This is a genomic window from Lysinibacillus cavernae (assembly GCF_009724685.1).
In the GTDB taxonomy this organism is placed as follows: Bacteria; Bacillota; Bacilli; order Bacillales_A; family Planococcaceae; genus Lysinibacillus; species Lysinibacillus cavernae.
Map to the genome: position 1 here is coordinate 40,402 of NZ_WMEF01000008.1, position 20,664 is coordinate 61,065.

The 20,664-nt window shown below is 38.0% G+C and carries 17 protein-coding genes; 15 read left to right on the forward strand and 2 right to left on the reverse strand.

All coding sequences use genetic code 11. The annotated features are described in order from the left end of the window. Window positions 1–20 precede the first annotated feature (20 nt). The 8 genes from GJU32_RS15470 to GJU32_RS15505 all read left to right on the forward strand — a co-directional run bounded on the left by GJU32_RS15470 (window position 21) and on the right by GJU32_RS15505 (window position 9,017). Window positions 21–905, forward strand: coding sequence for an oxamate carbamoyltransferase subunit AllH family protein (locus tag GJU32_RS15470; RefSeq protein ID WP_155592858.1), 885 nt, complete (start codon window positions 21–23; stop codon window positions 903–905). Then, window positions 902–2,455: an acyl-CoA synthetase FdrA gene (gene fdrA, locus GJU32_RS15475; protein ID WP_155592859.1), complete on the forward strand. Its 1,554-nt coding sequence runs from the start codon at window positions 902–904 to the stop codon at window positions 2,453–2,455. Before GJU32_RS15470 ends, fdrA begins: the two co-directional genes overlap by 4 nt. Beyond that, a complete protein-coding gene (locus GJU32_RS15480) occupies window positions 2,448–3,875 on the forward strand; it encodes a YlbE family protein (RefSeq protein ID WP_155592860.1) in 1,428 nt (475 codons plus the stop codon). The genes fdrA and GJU32_RS15480 overlap by 8 nt, the downstream gene beginning before the upstream one ends. Window positions 3,876–3,904: 29 nt before the next feature. After that, window positions 3,905–5,383 carry a cytosine permease gene (locus GJU32_RS15485; RefSeq protein WP_155592861.1) on the forward strand — a complete coding sequence of 493 codons (1,479 nt, stop codon included), beginning with the start codon at window positions 3,905–3,907 and terminating at the stop codon, window positions 5,381–5,383. A 2-nt stretch (window positions 5,384–5,385) separates the two neighbouring features. Then, window positions 5,386–6,336 carry a carbamate kinase gene (gene arcC / locus GJU32_RS15490; protein WP_155592862.1) on the forward strand — a complete coding sequence of 317 codons (951 nt, stop codon included), beginning with the start codon at window positions 5,386–5,388 and terminating at the stop codon, window positions 6,334–6,336. Window positions 6,337–6,354: 18 nt separating this feature from the next. After that, window positions 6,355–6,816, forward strand: a complete 462-nt coding sequence (locus GJU32_RS15495; RefSeq protein WP_155592863.1) for a nucleoside deaminase — start codon at window positions 6,355–6,357, stop codon at window positions 6,814–6,816. Between the two features lie 229 nt (window positions 6,817–7,045). After that, window positions 7,046–8,281 (forward strand): Zn-dependent hydrolase, encoded by a 1,236-nt coding sequence (locus GJU32_RS15500; protein ID WP_155592864.1) that lies wholly within the window; start codon window positions 7,046–7,048, stop codon window positions 8,279–8,281. 262 nt (window positions 8,282–8,543) lie between these two features. After that, window positions 8,544–9,017 carry a hypothetical protein gene (locus GJU32_RS15505; RefSeq protein WP_155592865.1) on the forward strand — a complete coding sequence of 158 codons (474 nt, stop codon included), beginning with the start codon at window positions 8,544–8,546 and terminating at the stop codon, window positions 9,015–9,017. Between the two features lie 224 nt (window positions 9,018–9,241). On the opposite strand, the gene GJU32_RS15510 is transcribed toward GJU32_RS15505, so the two are convergent. Then, complete coding sequence (locus tag GJU32_RS15510; protein ID WP_155592866.1) at window positions 9,242–10,444, reverse strand: MFS transporter; 1,203 nt, start codon at window positions 10,442–10,444, stop codon at window positions 9,242–9,244. A 136-nt stretch (window positions 10,445–10,580) separates the two neighbouring features. Here GJU32_RS15510 and GJU32_RS15515 point away from each other — a divergent pair, with 136 nt between their 5' ends. Both GJU32_RS15515 and GJU32_RS15520 read left to right on the forward strand, forming a co-directional pair. After that, complete coding sequence (locus GJU32_RS15515) at window positions 10,581–11,459, forward strand: LysR family transcriptional regulator (RefSeq protein WP_155592867.1); 879 nt, start codon at window positions 10,581–10,583, stop codon at window positions 11,457–11,459. Window positions 11,460–11,670: 211 nt separating this feature from the next. Continuing rightward, window positions 11,671–12,921 (forward strand): MFS transporter, encoded by a 1,251-nt coding sequence (locus GJU32_RS15520; RefSeq protein WP_155592868.1) that lies wholly within the window; start codon window positions 11,671–11,673, stop codon window positions 12,919–12,921. Window positions 12,922–12,970: 49 nt separating this feature from the next. Here GJU32_RS15520 and GJU32_RS15525 read toward each other — a convergent pair whose 3' ends face one another. Then, a complete protein-coding gene (locus tag GJU32_RS15525; RefSeq protein ID WP_155593012.1) occupies window positions 12,971–14,806 on the reverse strand; it encodes a multicopper oxidase family protein in 1,836 nt (611 codons plus the stop codon). Window positions 14,807–15,135: 329 nt separating this feature from the next. On the opposite strand from GJU32_RS15525, the gene GJU32_RS15530 reads away from it, so the two are divergent. The 5 genes from GJU32_RS15530 (at window position 15,136) to GJU32_RS15550 (ending at window position 20,656) form a co-directional block, all read left to right on the forward strand. Further along, window positions 15,136–16,560 carry a tetratricopeptide repeat-containing diguanylate cyclase gene (locus tag GJU32_RS15530; protein WP_155592869.1) on the forward strand — a complete coding sequence of 475 codons (1,425 nt, stop codon included), beginning with the start codon at window positions 15,136–15,138 and terminating at the stop codon, window positions 16,558–16,560. A 274-nt stretch (window positions 16,561–16,834) separates the two neighbouring features. After that, window positions 16,835–17,317, forward strand: coding sequence for a cell wall elongation regulator TseB-like domain-containing protein (locus GJU32_RS15535; protein WP_155592870.1), 483 nt, complete (start codon window positions 16,835–16,837; stop codon window positions 17,315–17,317). Between the two features lie 16 nt (window positions 17,318–17,333). Continuing rightward, the gene (locus GJU32_RS15540) at window positions 17,334–18,527 is read left to right on the forward strand and encodes a pyridoxal phosphate-dependent aminotransferase (RefSeq protein ID WP_155592871.1); all 1,194 of its coding nucleotides are present in this window, start codon (window positions 17,334–17,336) and stop codon (window positions 18,525–18,527) included. 28 nt (window positions 18,528–18,555) lie between these two features. Further along, complete coding sequence (gene asnS, locus GJU32_RS15545) at window positions 18,556–19,851, forward strand: asparagine--tRNA ligase (RefSeq protein WP_155592872.1); 1,296 nt, start codon at window positions 18,556–18,558, stop codon at window positions 19,849–19,851. 76 nt (window positions 19,852–19,927) lie between these two features. Next, entirely contained in the window at window positions 19,928–20,656 is a 729-nt protein-coding gene (locus GJU32_RS15550) for a DnaD domain-containing protein (RefSeq protein WP_155592873.1), read from the forward strand. Window positions 20,657–20,664 lie beyond the last annotated feature (8 nt).

Sequence of the window (20,664 nt, forward strand, 5' to 3'; positions counted from 1 at the left end):
AGACTAAAAGAGGTGTACATATGATACACGCTATATCTGGTGATAGCTATTTTCTTCAGCAAATAGTTGAAACGAAGTTTACGGGATCGGTTCATAGTGTTTTTAAACATGCATTAAATATTCAAAGTGGGGTAGATGGTGAAATTTTCACCCTTGCAACGCAGGCGATGGATAATGCACCTAACACACTTATCATCAATCTCGATACGTTAGCCAACCTGCACATTAGCCAAAATGATAGGGTATCGGTCATGAATGACCAACTATTAATAGAAGATAAATTACAATTAGCGACTAAGACAGCTACTCGTTGGCAATGTCAACTACCTATTTTTCCATCAGATAGTACAAGTTTAAAAATTAACGTAATTACTGTGAAACAATTTATTGATTTACATGGTAAAAGCGGAGGAATGAAAAGCAGTCATTCGCCAATTAGTGAATTTGAGGCCGAAACATCCAGAATGTTGAAGCTACGTACAAATTTACTTCGTGAGGAACTAGTAAGTCAGCGTTTTGATCAATTTCAGAAATATGCAGTTGATTTAGTTGGCTTAGGGCCAGGGCTGACACCATCAGGAGATGATTTTTTAGTAGGGTTATTTACCGTCATTCACTTAGAAAATAGCCCGTGTTCTATTTATCAACAACTATGTGAAAGCGTCATCAACATGATTAAGCCATTGACCAATGATATTAGCTATACAACATTGAAAAAGGCAGCATATGGACAAGTAAGGGAATCCATCTATTCACTCGTTCATGCCATTTTGTATGGTACGGAAGTAGATTCGATCCAGGCTCTGAAAAAGGTGCTTGCTATTGGCTCCTCATCAGGGACAGATATCGCCTTAGGGCTCATAAGTGGCTTAGAAGCCAATATAAAATTAGGAGGAAAAAGATGAGTATTAAAGTCGTAATTAAGCGAAACACATATTTTGATTCAGTGTCGTTGATGTCACTTTCAACAAAAGCAAATCAAATTGAAGGCGTTGAGCAAGCAATTATTGGTATGGGTACAGAAATGAACAAAGGAGTCATTCGTAATGTTGGTTTGATGACGCCAGAAGTGGAGGAAGCAACAGCAGGTGACTTAATGATTATTGTAAAAACTGCTAATGCGGATCAAACAGAAAGCGCTTACTTAGCGGTTGAAGAATTATTGACTAATAAAAATACAGCGCAAGCAAAAAGCGATATTAAATATGCAACGATCGATTCTGCTGCGCAAGGTATTCCTGATGCAAACTTTGCTGTTATTTCTGTAAATGGTGCATTTGCCGTTCGTGAAGCACGAAAAGCACTTGAAAATGACCTACACGTCATGTTATTCAGCGATAATGTGAGCGTTGAAGACGAAGTGGAATTAAAAACATTTGCACACGAAAAAGGCTTATTAATGATGGGACCAGATTGTGGTACGGCAATCATCGGTAATACAGGACTTTGCTTTGCAAACGCTGTAAGAAAAGGCAATATCGGTATCGTTGCAGCATCTGGTACTGGTAGCCAAGAAGTGAGTGTTCGTGTTCATGACTTCGGTGGTGGTATCACACAACTTATAGGTACTGGTGGAAGAGACTTAAGTAAAGAAGTAGGCGGCATTATGATGCTTGATGGCATCAAAGCACTTGATGCTGATGAGGCGACAAAAGTGATCGTCCTTGTTTCGAAGCCACCTGAAGCAAGTGTTGAGAAAAAAGTACTAGCGCAAATTAAAGAATGTAGCAAACCTGTTGTTGTTTACTTTATTGGTGGAAATGAAGAGGCAGTAGTGGCAGCTGGTGGACAGTTCGCGAAAACGTCTAAAGAAGCAGCACTTAAAGCGGTATTACTAGCCGGTATCGATGAAGCGGGCATTAACAAACGTGCACTTAACCTTCCATTAATTGAAGAGGTTCGCGCAAAACTATCACCAGAACAAAAATACATTCGTGGATTATTCTGTGGCGGAACATTATGTGATGAATCAATGTATATCGCTATGGAAAAATTAGACAATGTTTATAGCAATATACAAAAAAATCCAGACTTTTTATTAAAAGATATCAATGTGAGTCAAGAACATACATTCATTGATTTCGGTGATGATGATTTTACAAATGGTAAGCCACATCCAATGATCGATCCATCTTCTCGAATTGAGCGTTTCTTACAAGAAGCGAAAGATCCATCTGTTGGTGTGATCGTGATGGACTTCGTATTAGGCTTTGGTTCACATGAAGATCCAGTTGGCGTTATGCTTCCTGCAATGATTGAAGCAAAACAATTAGCAGAAAAAGAAGGCAGACATCTAGAGATTATTGGTTATGTTCTAGGAACAGATTTAGATACGCCAAGACTAGAAGATCAAGTGAAAAAATTAATTGATGCAGGTGTTACACATGCAAGCAGTAGTACAAATGCAGGATTACTCGCTAGAGAAATAGTTTTGAAAGGAGAAAATCATGAGTAAGATTAATGAACTTTTTACAAGTAAAGTGAACGTAATTAACGTAGGTATAGAACTTTTTAAAGATGATATTTTAGCACAAAATGCAACTGCTACACACTTAGAGTGGTCACCACCAGGTGGAGGGAAGCCTGAAATTATCGCAGCACTAAATAAAATTGATAAAGCAGAACTTGCTGAAAAAATTGAGGCAGCAAACCGCCTAGCAGTTGAAAAAATTGTCAATTCTCAACCAGTGCTAATTGGTTTTGACCAAGCGATTAATGTTGTACCAGGCATGACGAAAAAAACAATTTTACACGCAGGTCCACCAATTACTTGGGAAAACATGAATGGTCCGATGCAAGGTGCTGTTATGGGTGCGCTAGTATTCGAAGGATTAGCAAAAGACCTAGAAGAAGCAGCAAAGGTTGCAGCATCTGGAGAAATCACATTCTCACCATGTCATGAGCATAACGCTGTTGGATCAATGGCTGGTGTTACTTCAGCCTCTATGTTTGTGCACATTGTTGAAAATAAAACATATGGCAATCGTGCATTTACAAATTTAAGTGAGCAAATGGCAAAAGTTTTACGTATGGGTGCAAACGATGACAGTGTTATTGATCGTTTAGTATGGATGCGCGATGTATTAGGACCGATTTTACGTGACGCAATGAAACTGAACAAAGATGGTATTGATCTTCGTTTAATGCTTGCACAAGCTCTTCATATGGGTGACGAGTGTCATAATCGTAACAATGCAGGTACGAGCTTATTCATTCAAGCCTTAACACCTTATATTTTAGAAACGGATTACCCTGTTGAACAAAAACGCGCAGTATTTGATTTCGTAGCAAGCAGTGAATACTTCTCAGGTCCTACATGGATGGCATGCTGTAAATGTGCATTAGATGCTGGACACGGTATTGAACACAGTACAGTTGTTACAACAATGGCACGTAATGGTGTAGAATTCGGTGTTCGAATTAGTGGTATGGCAGGCAATACATGGTTTACTGGGCCTGCACAACAAGTTATCGGACCGATGTTTGCTGGTTATAAACCAGAAGATTCAGGTCTTGATATTGGAGATAGTGCTATTACAGAAACATACGGGATCGGTGGTTTCGCAATGGCTACTGCACCAGCAATCGTAGCTTTAGTAGGTGGAACAGTAGATGAAGCAATTGGTTACTCACGTCAAATGAAAGAAATTACAACAACAGAGAACCAAAACATTACGATTCCGTTATTAAACTTCATGGGAATTGCTACTGGTATTGATATTCGTAAAGTGATTCAAACTGGTATTCTTCCAATCATCAATACAGCAATCGCACATAAAGAGGCTGGTATTGGCATGATTGGTGCGGGTATTACTCATCCTCCAATGGAAGCTTTTGAAAAAGCATTAATCACAATTAGTGAGAAGTGGGCTTAAGCCTACTTCCTATAAGTAGGAGGAGCTACATGGAACACGCAAAAATTGAACAGTCCAGTCGAGACTATAGAGCACTTGGCTATTCGGAAGATCTTTTACCGAAAGGTCCTCAGGAAAGAGACTGGGGTATCTTTAACTACATCACAGTTTGGATGGGCGCGGTTCACAATATTATGTCTTATATGACGGTTGCAGGATTTTTTGTCTTGGGATTATCTGTTAATCAAGTTTTCTTAGCCATTATGCTATCAGCAGTGATTGTTTCGGCAGGCTACTGCTTAAATGGATATTCTGCCTCTAAATATGGTATTCCATTCGCCATATTATTAAGAGATTCATTTGGAGTGAAGGGTTCTATTATACCAGCATTATGTCGGGGATTGGTTGCTGGGGTTGTATTCTTCGGTACGACGACAGTTGTGGGCGCTCAATCTCTTAATGTGTTATTTGCTAGATTCATTCCGAACTATATGTCTATTGGTGGAGACTTCACTATTTTTGGCTTAGATGTTCCAACAATGATTTCTTACAGTATTTTATGGGTAGTTACAGTTTTACTATTTTTAGGCGGCATGGATATGTTAACTGTCTTTGGTAAATACTCATCACCAATTGTTTATATTTTCATTATTGGAGCAGCTATTTGGGCAATTAATATTGCTGGAGGAATAGGTCCAATTTTAGCGTATAAAAATACGACAACTATGGAAAGTCCATTAGTCTTTATTGCATGTGTAAGCGCATTGGTATCTAACTGGGCTGGACCAATTGTTAATATTGCAGACTATACGCACAGAGCTAAATCACCAAAAGCAATGATCTACGGCTTATCCATTGGTATGATCGGCTCGTATCTGCTATTTGCGATCACTTGTATTAGTTTAATAGCAGGGACAGAGATTGCTTTTGGGCAACCAATTTTTAATATAGTAGACGCTATCGATAAAATTCAAAATCCGTTTTCTGTCGTTGTGTTAATTTTAGCATTAAATGTAGGGGCAACAGCCTTTGTAGTTTTCGGTAATTTGTTACCATCTGGATTACAAATGACAACTTTATTCCCTAAAATATTTACTGTTAAAACAGCAGGAATTTTAACAGCAGTTATTGGAACAATCATTTTGCCTTGGAAACTAGTATCGAGTACAGAAACTTTATTCTTCTTCTATAGTTTTATAGGCTCTATGTTTGGACCAATTGCGGGTATTATGTTGTCTAGCTTCTTTATCGAACGCAAAAGACGCATGGATTTATCAACGATTTATGTGGAAAAGGGTAACAATGGTGCCTATAAATCCGGCTATAACATCATAGCATGTATCGTCCTATTGATAAGTTTCCTATTACCAATGTCAGGTGCCTTCCTGAAGGGCGTACCTTTTTTCGTGAAACTTAATGACTTTGCTTTCTTTAGCGGGTTGATCGTGTCATTTATTTTATATACGTTGTTATATAAATTTAATCATCAAGAAGTTCGAAATAGTGTAGAAAAAGAAGTAGGGGTGTAGTTGTGAATAAATTAGTAATTGTGGCAATTGGTGGAAACTCATTGGTAAAAGATAGTGGGAGTGAATCCGTTCAAAGTCAGCAAGAGGCAGTTGCTCAAACTGTGGAACATATTGCGGATATGATTCAAGAAGGCTATAAAGTCGTTGTAACACACGGTAATGGACCACAAGTTGGTTTTACATTACAAAGAAGTGAAATTGCCAATGAAATATCTGGCATGCCAGCAGTACCTTTAGTAAATTGTGTTGCAGATACACAAGGTGGAATAGGGTATTTAATTCAACAAGCGTTAATTAATGAACTCACTAAACGTCAAATTAATAAAAAAGTAGTAAGTGTGATTACACAAGTTGAAATCAATGAAAATGATCCAAACTTTATCAATCCTACAAAGCCAGTAGGTTCATTCTTTACGAAAGAGCAAGCTGATGCGATGTTAGTCGAACATCCAGATTGGAAAATGGTTGAGGATTCTGGTCGAGGTTATCGTCGCGTTGTGCCTTCACCAAAACCAATCGATATTGTGGAGAAAGATGCTATTAAATCATTGATTGACAATGATTATATAGTAATCGCTGTAGGTGGCGGTGGCATTCCCGTTATTAAAAAAGAAAATAATGTCTATGAGGGCGTAGATGCAGTTATTGACAAAGACTTTGCGACAAGTTTATTAGCGGCTCAAGTAAATGCTGATTCATTAATTATTACAACGGGCGTTCCTCGCGTGTTTATTAACTTTGGTAAGCCTGAACAGCAAGCACTTGAAGAAATTACTGTAGAAGAAACAAAGCAGCATGTTCTAGATAATCAGTTCCCACCAGGAAGTATGCTTCCAAAAATTGAAGCAAGCTTAAGTTTCTTAGAAAATGGTGGTCATAGAGTAATTATTACAAACCCTGAAAGCCTAAAAGAAGCAATCAATAATCAAGCTGGTACTCATATCATTAACTAACGTAGGAGGAATCACTGTATGGATTACATTCAATTAGCTATTGAAAAAACAAAAGAAGGTATCGATCAAAATATAGGCGGACCTTTCGGTGCAACAATTGTCAGAGGTGACGAAATCATCGCTGTTGTAGGTAATACGATGATGCGTGATACAGATCTATCTGCACATGCAGAAATAGTGGCCATTCGTGAAGCTTCTAAAAAGCTAGGAACAATGGATTTGTCTGATTGTGTTATTTACGCTACATGTGAACCATGTCCAATGTGTGTTTCAGCAATTATTTGGGCAGGTATTAAAGAAGTACATTATTGCAATACAGCAGAAGATGCTCATGAAAATGGCTTCTCTGATATGCATATACGTGATTACTTAACAGGTAAAGATACTAGTGTTCTAAACATGCACAAAATGGAGTCTAGTGAAGACTGCGACCAATTATTCGTACATTTTAACAAAAAAGTGGCGGAAAATGTAAAATAATATCCTGTAGATTTGAGTGATCATGCTTAACAAAAATAGGGCTGCTCAAACCTTTCCGCAGGAGTAAATTAGAGTAGGGATCTCGTCATGGAGAATCCCTTTTCTAATTTTAAACAAAAAATTCTGAAAATATTGGTACAATGAAATAAATGATGATGCTTTTTATTTAGCAATGGGCAAAATTAGGTCAAATTTTCATCTTCGTAATTCTTAAGAAGGAGCTGTTTACATGGTTTATAAAGAACGATACCAACAATTACTAGATAAAATGAATCAATATAATTCAGGTGAGAAAGGGATTACGAGAGTTGCTTATACGAATGAAGAACAGGCTTGTTTACATGCCTTTATTCGTTTATGTAAAGATGAAAATCTTCAAATTCATATTGACCATTGTGGAAATCTTATTGCTCGAAGAGAAGGTAGTGTCCCAGGATTGCAGCCTGTTGTCATGGGATCCCATTTAGATACTGTCTATCAAGGTGGTAAATATGATGGCGTCGTTGGCGTAACTGCTGCACTGGAAGTTATTAAGCGATTGAACGAGCGATCCGTTGTGACAAAGCATCCAATTGAAATTATTGCCTTTGCCTGTGAGGAATCATCTCGATTTGGTGTTTCAACAGTTGGAAGTAAGGCAATGGCGGGCTTGATTGATAAAGAAAAATATCGCCATTTATTAGATCGAGATGGTATTTCCATGGAACAGGCATTTGCTCATTGTGGGCTAGATTTTAGTAGTATTGATCAAGCAACAAGAGTAGAAGAGGGGTTCCATGCCTTTTTTGAATTGCATATTGAACAAGGACCATTGCTCATTAACTATGGTAAGAAAATCGGTATTGTGACGGGGGTTGCAGCACCTGTTCGCTTATTAATGAAATTAAGTGGAAAAGCGTCACATTCAGGCACGACACCTATGAATATGAGGAAAGACGCCCTTTTAGGTGCATCCGAATTGGCATTAGAATTAGAAAAAGCGGCGTTAGCAGAGCAAGATTTTGGAACAGTGGCAACGGTAGGTATGTTAGAAGTTGTGGCGGGCTCAATGAATGTTGTGCCAGGAGAAGTAGAGTTAACTGTAGATATTCGTTCATCTTCTGTAGAATCTAGAGAACGTGTACTTCAACATCTATATACATCGATTACACATGTTCAACAAACAAGACAGCTTACTATTGAATACAATGTCATTAGTTCAGAGGAGCCTGTCCTACTTTCTTCCAATCTAATGACAGAGTTTGAAACTATTTGTGTAGAAAAGAAACTCTCCTATCAATATATGCAAAGCGGTGCAGGGCATGATTCCATGAATATGACGAGACTTGGACCAGTTGGCCTTATTTTCATCCCATCTGTGGATGGCTTAAGTCATCATCCTGATGAACATACAGATCTTGAGGATATATTAATAGGGATTAATGTCTTAGAAGAAGCTGTTCTAAGGTTTGCTACTAGCATCTAGATTCTCAAAGGTTTATTGGAATGCACGCATGGCGATAAAAAATGACGATCCCATTTTCATGGAAGAGCGTGTATTAGAAAATTATGTGGTGGTCGCAAATGAAACGCTAAACTTAACATTCTTGCTGATTATAAAGAAATATTGAAAATGAATCCCTTTTTTAAAAATACTATTAATAGTAATTACATTTTAAATATAATATTGAATATTTTGTAATTTTGATGTACGCCTACGCTAAATAATAGTAGAAGAGGTGATGTAAATGAAAAAGCGATTAAGTATATTATCATTTTTAGCAATACTAGTATTTGCATTATTTTCATTTTCAACAGGTGCTTTAGCTATTAAGAAGGATACAAGTTTCGAAGATGGTAGAATTATATCAGCTTCAGATACGTTATATGAACCAGAGCCAGTACCTGGTTTTGATAGTGAAAAAAGTTATACAGATGGCGAAATTATATATGAATCAGATACGTTATATGAACCAGAACAAACAAATGCTGTTATAGATAATACAAACGAAAAAAACGCTCCATATGATTTTTATATTTATAAAGATAAAACAATTGTAGCACCATATTCATCTTTCAGCAGTATACCAGAGACTCGTTACTATGAGGAGTATACTGATGGTTATTGGTATAGAGGTACACTAAAATTAAAAAGTGTTGTAGCATCTGGAAGTGGTTGGTCTGCTACATATAGTGGGACACTTTCTGCATGGGTAGAATAATAAATCTAAATTTATTCAAAGCTCACTTATTTGGTGGGCTTTTTTATTTGCAATGCGTCTAATTAGATAGTTTTAACTTTCTGAACTTTTGAGCCAATGTTAGAAGGGAAATTCCCAAGAAACAATAAATTTCGGCATAAAAGGCAAGGAACTAATTTACGATCATTTGTAATGATAGAGAAGGGGCAGCAAACAATTCAATAAATAAAAGGACGATCTTTTTGTTAGAAAGTCGTCTTTTTCATGCGGACTAGATTGATGGGCTGTTGTTTTTGATTGCCAATTTTTATTTGAATAAGGATCATAGCCATGACGATGATGATCATACCAATAATTGCAGCTGTAAAATTCCCAGTGAAATCTCGTATTAGACCGACAAAGAAAGGACCAAGAGCAGCAAATACGAAGCCAACTGATTGCGTCATAGCGGCCAAGATACTTGCCTCGTTAATATCTTTGGCTTCATCAATTGGTAATGTTAGTCCTAATGAAAATAGGCCCCCTGCACCAATGCCAATAAGAACACTACTTAACCAAGGATTAATAGAACACAGTAACATTAATAAACCAATTAATTCTAACGATGAACAGCCTATTAGCCATACAGCTCTATGTTGAAAACGATTATTTAAAATTGGCACTAAAAACGTTGCAGGCATTTGGGCTACTGTTAACAGTGTTAGCATCATGCCCGCTTCATGCTGGCTATAGCCAATATCCTCGGCTATAGGTGGTAACCAAGCCATAATTGTATAAAACATAAAAGCCATTAAGCCAAAAAAGCCTGTTAATAGCCAAGCCTTTTGATTCGTTAACATTTGCTTTACATTCATGGCAGCACTAGCTGTATTGGACGCTGTAGCAGCGACTGATTTATGCTCGATTGGCTTCCACCAAAAGAATACAGCGATGAGGGCAAGAATAGCCCACGAGGCAGTGGAAATTTGCCAAGATTGAAAAAAATTGCTTAATGGGATGGAAAGCCCTGAGCCAAGTGAAGCACCTAGAACTAAAGCTAGCGAATAAATACCGACTACACGAGAAGGGTTTGTAAATTTCTCTTTAATATAGCCTGATAATAAAGGCCCCACAACCGCAATGCCAATGCCAGATAAAAAGGCAGTTAGTAGCATCACCCAGGCAGAATAAGCAAAGTATCTCGCAGCTGTTGCTAGTCCAATAAGAATAAGTGAGTAAGCAATGGCTCGCTCAATGCTCCACCGATTGGCAAGTTTGATAGCGAAAGGTGCAAATAAGCCCATACATAAGACAGCTAATGATGTTAGTAAACTTGCAGTAGCTGCATTCATCTGTAATGATTCGCGAATAGTTCCCAACAAAGGCGATACAGACGTGATCACGGGCCGTAAATTAAAGGACGCTAAAATAATAGCGATAATTGGTAGGATTGATCGTATTAAATTCATTTTCTAACAACTCCATTACATCTAAAGATAAAAAAATAATTAGCTTATACTTGAAGTCTATAACAACAATAATGATTGAACAATACTATTATTACTATTACAATGATAGCTATAAACTATGATGGGTGTGGTCGTTGTGGAAATACGTCATCTTCACTATTTTATGGCAGTCTGTGAGGAGCTACATTTTACAAAAGCTGCTGAGAAGCTTGGCATATCTCAGCCAACATTAAGTCAACAAGTACGCGTGCTTGAGGAAGAGTTAGATATGCCATTGTTTGATCGAATTGGCAAAAAAATTGTTATGACTGAGGCTGGAACGCTATTATTTAGCTATGCTACAGAAATGCTCAATACATTACAAAATGTCAAAGACGCCATTAAGGATTTACAAGAGCTACAGGGTGGTCAGATTAGCGTGGGCATTATGCCATCTGATTTAGACTATCGGATTACACAGCTCGTTATTGACTTTCATCAAAAATTTCCTAAAGTAAAACTAAAGATTCTCGCATCCATTGATATTATGCGGCAGGTACTTGAAAATGAAGTTGATATTGGCATCGGGACGAATGTAGAACCAGATGAGCGATTGGTGATTATTCCTTTACGAAGTGAGGAATATGTACTGACCGTTTCAAAGGGACACCCTTTGGCGGATCAAACAGCTATCAGTATTGCTGAATTAAAAGACCTTCCTATGGTGATGTATCCAGAAGGTTTTCTTGGGAGAGAGATTGTCGAAGAGGCTGTAAAAAAACATGGTTTTCAGCTCCATTCGATTCTTGAAACAAGCTCTGTCACGTCAATCATAAATCTTGTTCGTGCCAATATTGGCGTGACGGTGCAACCTTATCCTTTAGTACAACAAATGAATGATCCAAATCTGTGTATTATACGTATTTCGGATGGTGCGCCTAGCCGTAGCTTGTCTATCATTTATCGGGTAGATCGCTATGTAAGTCAGGCGACAACAGCTTTTATTGAACAAATAAAAGAATATTTCAAGTCCTAAAAGCAAAATGTCTAAAAGCCAAAGGCAAGTAAATTTTTGAACGAATTAGTTCCTTTTTTTGGAGAGTCCACATATACTATTTTTAAATCGACAGTCAGTCTATTTTTGTAGGTCAAGTTACAGAAGCTTTTGTGTTCTAAACTTGTGCCTACATTTTTTTAATAGAGAGATGACCGACTGTCGGTCTAATGATTTGGAAGGTGATCAGTAAATGGAGATGGTAGGAAAAGAAAAGGGCTTTTCGAAAGATTTTATAATAATGGTATTTGGCCAGATTATTTCTATTTTGGGCTCTGCCCTTTTACGGTTTGCTCTGTCACTTTTTGTCTTAGACATGACAGGACGGGCAGATCTTTTCGCTGTGCTTTTTGCTTTGTCCAGTATACCTATTCTAGTTACGCCATTTGGTGGTGCCATGGCAGATCGGTTTAATCGACGTAATTTAATGGTACTATTTGATTTTATCAGTAGTGTCATTGTGTTGTTTTTCTTTTTTGCGTTATTGGCAGACAATCATTCCGTGTTCGTGATTGGCATTGTCATGGTGTTACTATCACTAGTAAGTGCGCTGTACACACCAGCCGTAATGGCTAGTATTCCATTATTGGTTAGCGAACAGAAACTGGAGCAGGCCAATGGAATCGTCAACGGGGTGCAAGCATTGGCTGGCGTGACTGCACCTGTACTAGGGGGAATCTTATATGGATTACTAGGACTAAAAATTCTTGTGTTGGTGAGTGGGTTATTATTTTTCTTAACGGCTATTTTAGAAATGTTTATGACGATTCCGTTTGTACAACATGACTACGATGGACACTTAGTATCAACATTATTGAAAGATATGAAAGATGGCTTTACCTATGTTTTGAAGCAAACATTTATTTTAAAATGCATGCTACTAGCCGCTTTATTGAATTTATTGTTTACACCGCTTTTTGTCGTGGGAGTGCCGATTATTCTCCGTGTCACAATGGAAAGTAATGATTCATTGTATGGAATAGCGATGGGCGTCATTGATTTGGCAACTATTTTAGGAGCGTTAACGGTGGGCTATTTTGTTAAAAAACTCCGTATTCAAAACTTATACGTTTGGATTTTGGTGACGGCATTATTGGTCATCCCCATGGCTATTGCTGTGTTGCCTCGAATGCTACAAGTAGGCTACTATCCTTCATACTCTTTATTAATTGGCTGTAGCCTTGTGATTGCGATGATGATGACGGTCATATCTATATACGTGATTACACTTGTCCAAAAGGAAACACCGAACGAAAAATTAGGGAAGGTCATGGCCATCATGATGGCAGTATCACAATGTGTGGCACCGCTTGGGCAAATAGGATATGGCTTGTTATTTGAGGTCTTTCGTAGCAGCATTTATGTACCGGTTTTAATGATTAGTGCGGTTGTATTATTGTTAGCGCTCATAACGAACAGAATATGGCGATTTGAGGATAAATGATTGGTAAGGCAAAGAAAACTACCATTTAAACGGTAGTTTTCATTGTGAGCTAAAATCTTCTCGTTCTACGATGTCTGTGCCTATTAGTATGAGAATGCGTTGGTTTTGAGGGGAACAGCAGTGGTGGCATTTGCTGGGCATTATTTGCTACATGAACAGAAATAGATTCATCTTCTATGGAATGTGCTGGCATCTCTTCCTCATTTGAAAGATTTTGTGCAGCATTTAAAAGTGGTGCTGGTGACTCATTATGATGTGTAGTATTTGTATTGTTTGTTGGAGCAGTCGTTTCTTCCTGTTGAGTAGGGTGTTCTATTGCTGCATGTGGCTGTTGGACAGCATGGACGTCTTTCATGACAAGAATGGGCCGCATCATATCATGATCCTCATGCTCAAGGAAGTGACAATGCCACATGTAATGACCGATATGATCTTTCCAATGCATAATAATTTTCGTCATCTTTCCAGCATCAGCTTTCACTGTATCCTTCCAGCCGCGCTCATAGTCACGAGGCTCTTCTGGGGGTCCTGTGAATTCTAATTTTCCTTCACTTTCATAGAGCTCCAAATCAAAGGGTCTTCGTTCCAAAATTTTAAATTGAATAAGATGTAGATGAATGGGATGAATGAATGCTGTAGCATTAATAAAACTCCATACTTCAATACTATCTAGAGATGGTTTTTCCGTCGCTGGATCATGGAACATGCGATTGTTTAATAATAACATCGGTCGCCCAAATTCATCTGTTGTCGCTGTCAGTGGCAGCTGTCTATCGATATGTGCATGATGTGAGTGTAAATCCATGGTAACTGCAAGTCTCCCTGGAATTTCACTTGTATCTTCACATTTTAAAGGTAGTATTACTCTAAATTGCATAATGACATTCGTATGTTCATCACTGAAATCTGTATCAGTATTGATTAAGGTGATTTCCTGCCCCTCACAGCTTGAAAAATCGATAATGACATCTGTGCGCTCAGCTGGCAGCAGTTCCACAGATTGAATGGCTTGAGGTGTCGATAAAAAACCACCATCTGTACCAATTTGAATCATTGGCTGACCATTTGACAAGCTGATGACGTAGCCTCTCCGATTGGACCCATTGAGGAACCGAAATCTATATTTACGTGGTTCTACATCTAAATAGGGCCAGAGTCTTCCATTTACTACTATTGTATCTCCAACAAATCCAGGTGTGATGGAGGGATGAACAGGAACGGGAAATGGTGGTTCGTCAGGATAAAATAACGAGCCATCTTCATTAAACGATTTATCTTGAATTAAAATAGGGTATTCATAATCTCCACATGGTAAATTTGAGCGTTCTTCGAGCGTATCTCTCAGTAAATAAAATCCTGCCAAACCAGCGTATACATTTAAGCGAGTTAATGCCATAGCATGGTCATGGTACCACAATGTAGTACCAGGTTGATGATTGGTATATTCATGTATTTCTTTATTAAATTTTGGCCCAGTGTGTCGATAATCTCTTGTGTACCATGCCTCTGGATGACCATCACTCTGCCAATCCACATTGGCACCGTGTAAGTGAGTGACGGTTCTTACTTCTTGTGAATCGTTGGCAGCATGGAGCGTAAAATCCACTGGCAAAAAGTGCTGTAAGGGTAGTTGATTTTTATATTTCACGTAGATTGTTTTATCTTTAGTGGCTTCAATAGTTGGTCCTGGATAAAGCCCATTGTAACCCCAAATTAATGTTTTTGGAAAATGCTTATGAAAACGGTGCTCGCCCTCCATCATGACCAATTCGTAATAATCATTTTTTTGTTGACCTCTACAGTATTTTGGTTTAGCTATTATTGGTTTAGGCAGTTCATCTACAAATTTTGGAATGGTAGCTGGATCAGAAGGGTTAATTTGCATACTCACAACATCACGTCCCTTTTCAATACTTAAAATGGCTAATTATCTCCATCATATGGGTAAAAACAATAGGTAACTGGGACAAAAATGGAGAAAAATGTGTACAGATATAAAATTTTTAGCCGTTGTGAAATAATTTTTGAAAATAGAGGATTCAGATTATAGGTGATCCGATATAAGATTATGTACCTCATACCTAGAGATTTTTGAAACGGAGGAAATAGTTGGTATATTACTAAAAAGGCGGACGAAGTGAATAAGTATGCCTTATAATTGAGAAAACACGAAGTGAAATTGGATGATATAGGGCTTGGAGAAGTGGTGAGACAGTGAAATTAACATTAGAAGAGTTAAATAAAACGATTATGGAAATGCGCACAAAGGGGTATTTAACGGAAGCGCTAAAACTAGCTGACCAAGGTCTTTTAGTTGCATTAGAGACTAACAACTATCCAAATGTATTGGATTTATACTACCAAAAAATATTAGTTCATCATGCTTTAGGCGACACATTATGCATAGTCAGTCTTATTCATGATTATGAGGCTATTTGTCAAAAGTATGGTTCTAGCAAAGATTTAATGCATTATTATTTAGTTATGTCCTTAATTTATGATTTGGTTGGAATACGTGAAAAAACGGTGGAGATGACGAAAAAATCAATCACCTATGCACATGAACTACAGGACCCAATCATGCTAGTTCGATGTCACAATAATTTATGCTATTTAGAGGTCGAGAAGGGCTGTACGAAGGAGGCACTTCGAGCAGGGCTGTTAGCAAGAGAATATAATAAATCGTTAGCAAGGACATTACCTGATTTAGCAAAATTACACGCTATTCGTATTAATAATAATTTAGCAGATGTTTATATTTTAGAAGGTGATTTTATTACAGGGAAGGCGTTGCTTGACAGTACATTAACTTCGGACATTATTCAGCACCATAAACGTGAAAAAGTAGCGGCTTTGTTTGGCTATGGATTCTTATATGAAAAGCAGAATAAGCTTGAAGAAGCAGTGTCCTATTATAAGCAAGCCATAGAACTTGCTCAATCCTATGGTGATAAGGCAATTACAAAAAAAGTCATGCGATTACTGTTAAACGTATTGTATCAATTGGATTGGCGAGATAAAATTTTTGATGTACAGCGTGAATATATTGATCTCACTGAAAAAATGAGTGTAGATAATTTACTACAGCAAGTGATGAATTTGGAATTTAAGCGTCAAAAGGAGAAGTTGGAGAAAAAAGCTCATTATGATCCACTAACAGGCGTATTGAATCGCCATTTTTTAGATTATGAACTACCGGAATGGTTAAACGTAGCCAGTATGACGCAGTCCTATGTATGTATTACGGTTCTTGATATTGATTATTTTAAATTATTTAACGATATGCATGGTCATCTGTTTGGCGATAGGGTGTTACAGCTTTTAGCCAATGGGTTGAAGGAATTTTTACATGAGGAAGATGTGAAAATTATTCGTTATGGTGGAGATGAATTTATTCTTTGCATGAGGCATCAAGATAAAGACTATATCAAATCTCTTGTCAAAAATACACATGCCTATTTACTCACGTTAAAACTGGAACAACAACATCAAAGCTTTCCATTAAAGGTCAGTATGGGTGCTTGTGTCAATGATCAGAAAAATTATCAATTTAAAGAGCTTTTTGAGCTAGCAGATAGCTGCTTATATCAAGCGAAAGATAATGGCCGTGCCAGCTATGTCCTAAACGAACTATCATAAACTTAGTCATTCCTATTTACTTTGTTGAATAGGAATTTTTCAATGGAATGAAATTTACTAGTCCAATCATTTGAAAACGTTGTTCTAGCAACGTACAATATATGAAATTAAGAAACACTACAGCACAAAATTGTTGTATAATGTTGTGGTATGAGGAAAGAAAGCAGGTTGACAATATGGAAAGCAAAATGAATGGTTACGCAGTTATAGATACACATAAGTTTCAGCTATGTGTTATGCCAAAACAGCTCGATGTGAAACATAAGGTGAATAGATGAAAAACTGGTTGATTTTCATTTCTGTCTTTATTGTTTCGTTGTCACTTGTCATTAGCATTTTAGTACTCTGGAAAGCCGAGGCTCCGTTCCGTTCGATTGAAGAGCAGGCTGAACAGTTGGCACTCGATGCCAAGGCCCTCGCAATTGTATCGGAGTCCTACACATATAATGGCAAACATTCGTATGTTACTGTGTTCGGGGTAGACGAATACGGTGATAAAAAGGCTGTCTTTGTCCCGACGAATCTAGATGAGGATTCCATTCAGGAAGTGTTATTAGAAGATGGTATTACGGAAAAGCAAGCATTATCGGTTTTTAAAAATGAAGGAAATGTACAAAAAGTCCTCCACATGAAATTAGGCTATGAGAAGCCTGGCGCTGTTTGGGAAATTACATATCTAAACGACCATGATCAGCTCAATTATGTCTATATCATGTTTAAGGATGGCGACTGGTGGAAGCGCATTACGAATTTATAAGAGGAGTAGATCCCGGATGAAAAATTTATTAGCAACACGTGTAAAAACTTTAACACCATCTTCAACATTAGCTATTACTGCGAAAGCAAAAGCATTGAAAGAGCAAGGTATTGATGTCATTGGTCTTGGGGCTGGTGAACCAGACTTTAATACACCTCAAAATATTTTAAATGCAGCCATTGACTCAATGGAAAAAGGTTATACAAAATATACACCTGCTGGCGGTCTTCCAGTTCTGAAAAAAGCAATTATTGATAAGCTACAACGCGACAATAACCTTACTTATCAACCAAATGAAGTCATAGTTGGTGTAGGGGCAAAGCATATTCTTTATACGCTATTCCAAGTGATTTTAAACGAGGGCGATGAGGTTATTATTCCAATTCCTTATTGGGTATCTTATCCAGAACAAGTGAAATTAGCTGGCGGTGTACCTGTATATGTTGAAGGTACACGTGAACAAAGCTATAAAATTACAGCGGATCAGCTAAGAGCAGCTGTGACAGATAAAACGAAAGCGGTTATTATCAATTCACCTAGCAACCCATCAGGCATGATTTATTCTCGTGAGGAGCTAGCAGAACTTGCTGCTGTTGCAGAAGAAAAAGATATTTTAATCGTGTCAGATGAAATTTATGAGAAGCTTGTATACAATGGTATTGAGCATTTTTCAATTGCACAACTTTCTGATGCAGTGAAAGCACGTACAATCGTAGTAAATGGTGTGGCAAAATCTCATTCTATGACAGGCTGGCGTATCGGGTATGCTGCAGGTGACGCAGACATTATTAATGCAATGACTGACCTTGCATCACACTCAACATCTAACGCGACAACAACAGCACAATATGCAACTGTGGAGGCGTATAATGGACCTCAGGACGCAGTAGAAGAAATGCGTCAGGCATTTGAATCTCGTCTTGAAAAAATTTATCCACAGTTAAGTGCAATTCCGGGCTTCCATGTATTAAAACCACAGGGTGCATTCTACTTATTGCCAGATGTAGCTGAAGCTATGGCTCACACTGGCTATGATTCAGTAGATGCATTTGCTGCGGATATTTTAACTGAAGCAAACGTAGCAGTGATCCCAGGCTCTGGCTTTGGTACACCAACTACAATGCGATTATCTTATGCTACATCTTTAGACTTACTAGAAGAGGCAGTCCGTCGTATTGATTCATTTGTAAAATCAAAATGGCAAGACTAATCTTTCTAGTCGACTTTGGAGGATTTCTATGAAAAAAATTATGATTAAAGATATGCCACAGCATATCGGTGAAACTGTCAAAATTGGCACTTGGTTAGCCAACAAACGTTCTAGTGGAAAAATTGCGTTCTTACAGCTACGTGATGGTTCTGGCTTTGTCCAAGGCGTTGTAGTGAAAGAAGAAGTAGGCGAAGAAATTTTTGCTACGGCAAAAGGAATGACGCAAGAAACTTCGATGTACGTTACGGGTGAGGTGAAAGCAGACGAACGTTCAAGTTTTGGATGCGAGCTTGTTGTAACAGGTATCGAGGTACTACATGCAGCAACTGATTTCCCAATTACACCAAAAGAACATGGTCCTGAATTTTTAATGGATAATCGTCATTTATGGCTACGTTCTCGTAAGCAGCATGCTGTTATGAAAATCCGTAACGAAATTATTCGTGCAACATATGAATTTTTTAACAACAACGGTTTTACAAAAATGGACCCACCTATTTTAACTGGATCTGCGCCTGAGGGTACTTCGGAGCTATTCCATACGAAATATTTTGATGAAGATGCTTATTTATCTCAATCTGGCCAGCTTTATATGGAAGCAGCTGCTATGGCGTTAGGAAAAGTATTCTCATTTGGTCCAACTTTCCGTGCTGAAAAATCTAAAACACGTCGTCACTTAATCGAGTTTTGGATGATTGAGCCTGAGATGGCATTTGTAGAGTTTGAAGAAAACTTAGAGGTTCAAGAACAATATGTAGCGCATATCGTACAATCTGTGCTGGCAAACTGCAAATTAGATTTAGAGCGACTTGGTCGTGATACATCGACGTTGGAAAATATCAAGGCACCATTCCCTCGTATTTCTTATGATGATGCTATTAAGCTTCTACATGAGCAAGGTTTCGACGATATCGAATGGGGCGATGATTTTGGTGCGCCACATGAAACGGCTATTGCTAATACATTCGACAAACCAGTATTTATTACATGTTACCCTGTAGGCATTAAACCATTCTATATGCAACCACACCCAGAGCGCGATGACGTTGTATTATGTGCTGATTTAATTGCACCAGAAGGCTACGGTGAAATTATTGGTGGATCTGAGCGTATTCATGACTATGATTTATTAAAATCACGTCTAGAAGAGCATAACCTGTCATTAGATGCATATGCGTGGTACTTAGAGCTTCGCAAACAAGGCTCTGTTCCACATTCAGGATTTGGTCTAGGGCTAGAGCGAACTGTTGCATGGATTTCAGGCACAGAGCATATCCGTGAAACGATTCCATTCCCACGTTTACTGAACCGCTTATATCCATAAGCTATTAATTTAAAAGTCGCGTAGTGAAATATCTACGCGGCTTTTCTACTTACTTAAAGAAGGAGTCTGGAGACATATGAACGTAAATAATCATCGACTCCGTACATGGACTGAGCAGAGAATGATTCCAATTCCTCAGCTTTTTTTTCAGTTTTATAAGGAGTTAAATATGGAGGATGAAGAGGCACTAATTGTCATGCACTTATTAGCCTTTCATATGGAAGGGAATGACTTCCCAACACCTAATGATCTAAAGAAACGTCTCGCAATGTCTGACAATGACATCACATCACGTTTACAACGATTAATGCAAAAAGGCTTTCTTGAAATTACACGTGATGTGGATGCTGGTGGTAAGCTCTATGAAAAATATTCAGTGTACCCACTTTGGGAGCGTATTGTTCAGATGATTGATATGAAAGAGCAGCAAAAAACGGCAGCGACACTTCGACAAGAAGAAGGGGAGATTTTCCGTCTATTTGAAGAGGAAATGGGTCGTCTTTTATCTCCTTTAGAGCTTGAAAAAATAGGATGTTGGCTTGATGAGGACAAGCATAGCCCAGCGCTCATTAAGGAGGCGCTGAAGGAGGCTGTCTTTGCAGGGAAAATGAGTATTCGATATATTGATCGCATATTGTTAGAGTGGAAAAAGAAAAATATTACGACACCTCAAGCTGCCCAAAAACAAAGTGAACAGTTCCGTGAGAAGCAGACATTTAACAGAACACCAGCCAGAACAGCTCAGCAAGAAAGCCAATCGACCAATAAAGTTCCGTTTTATAATTGGTTAGAAGAAAGAGAATAGGGGGCATC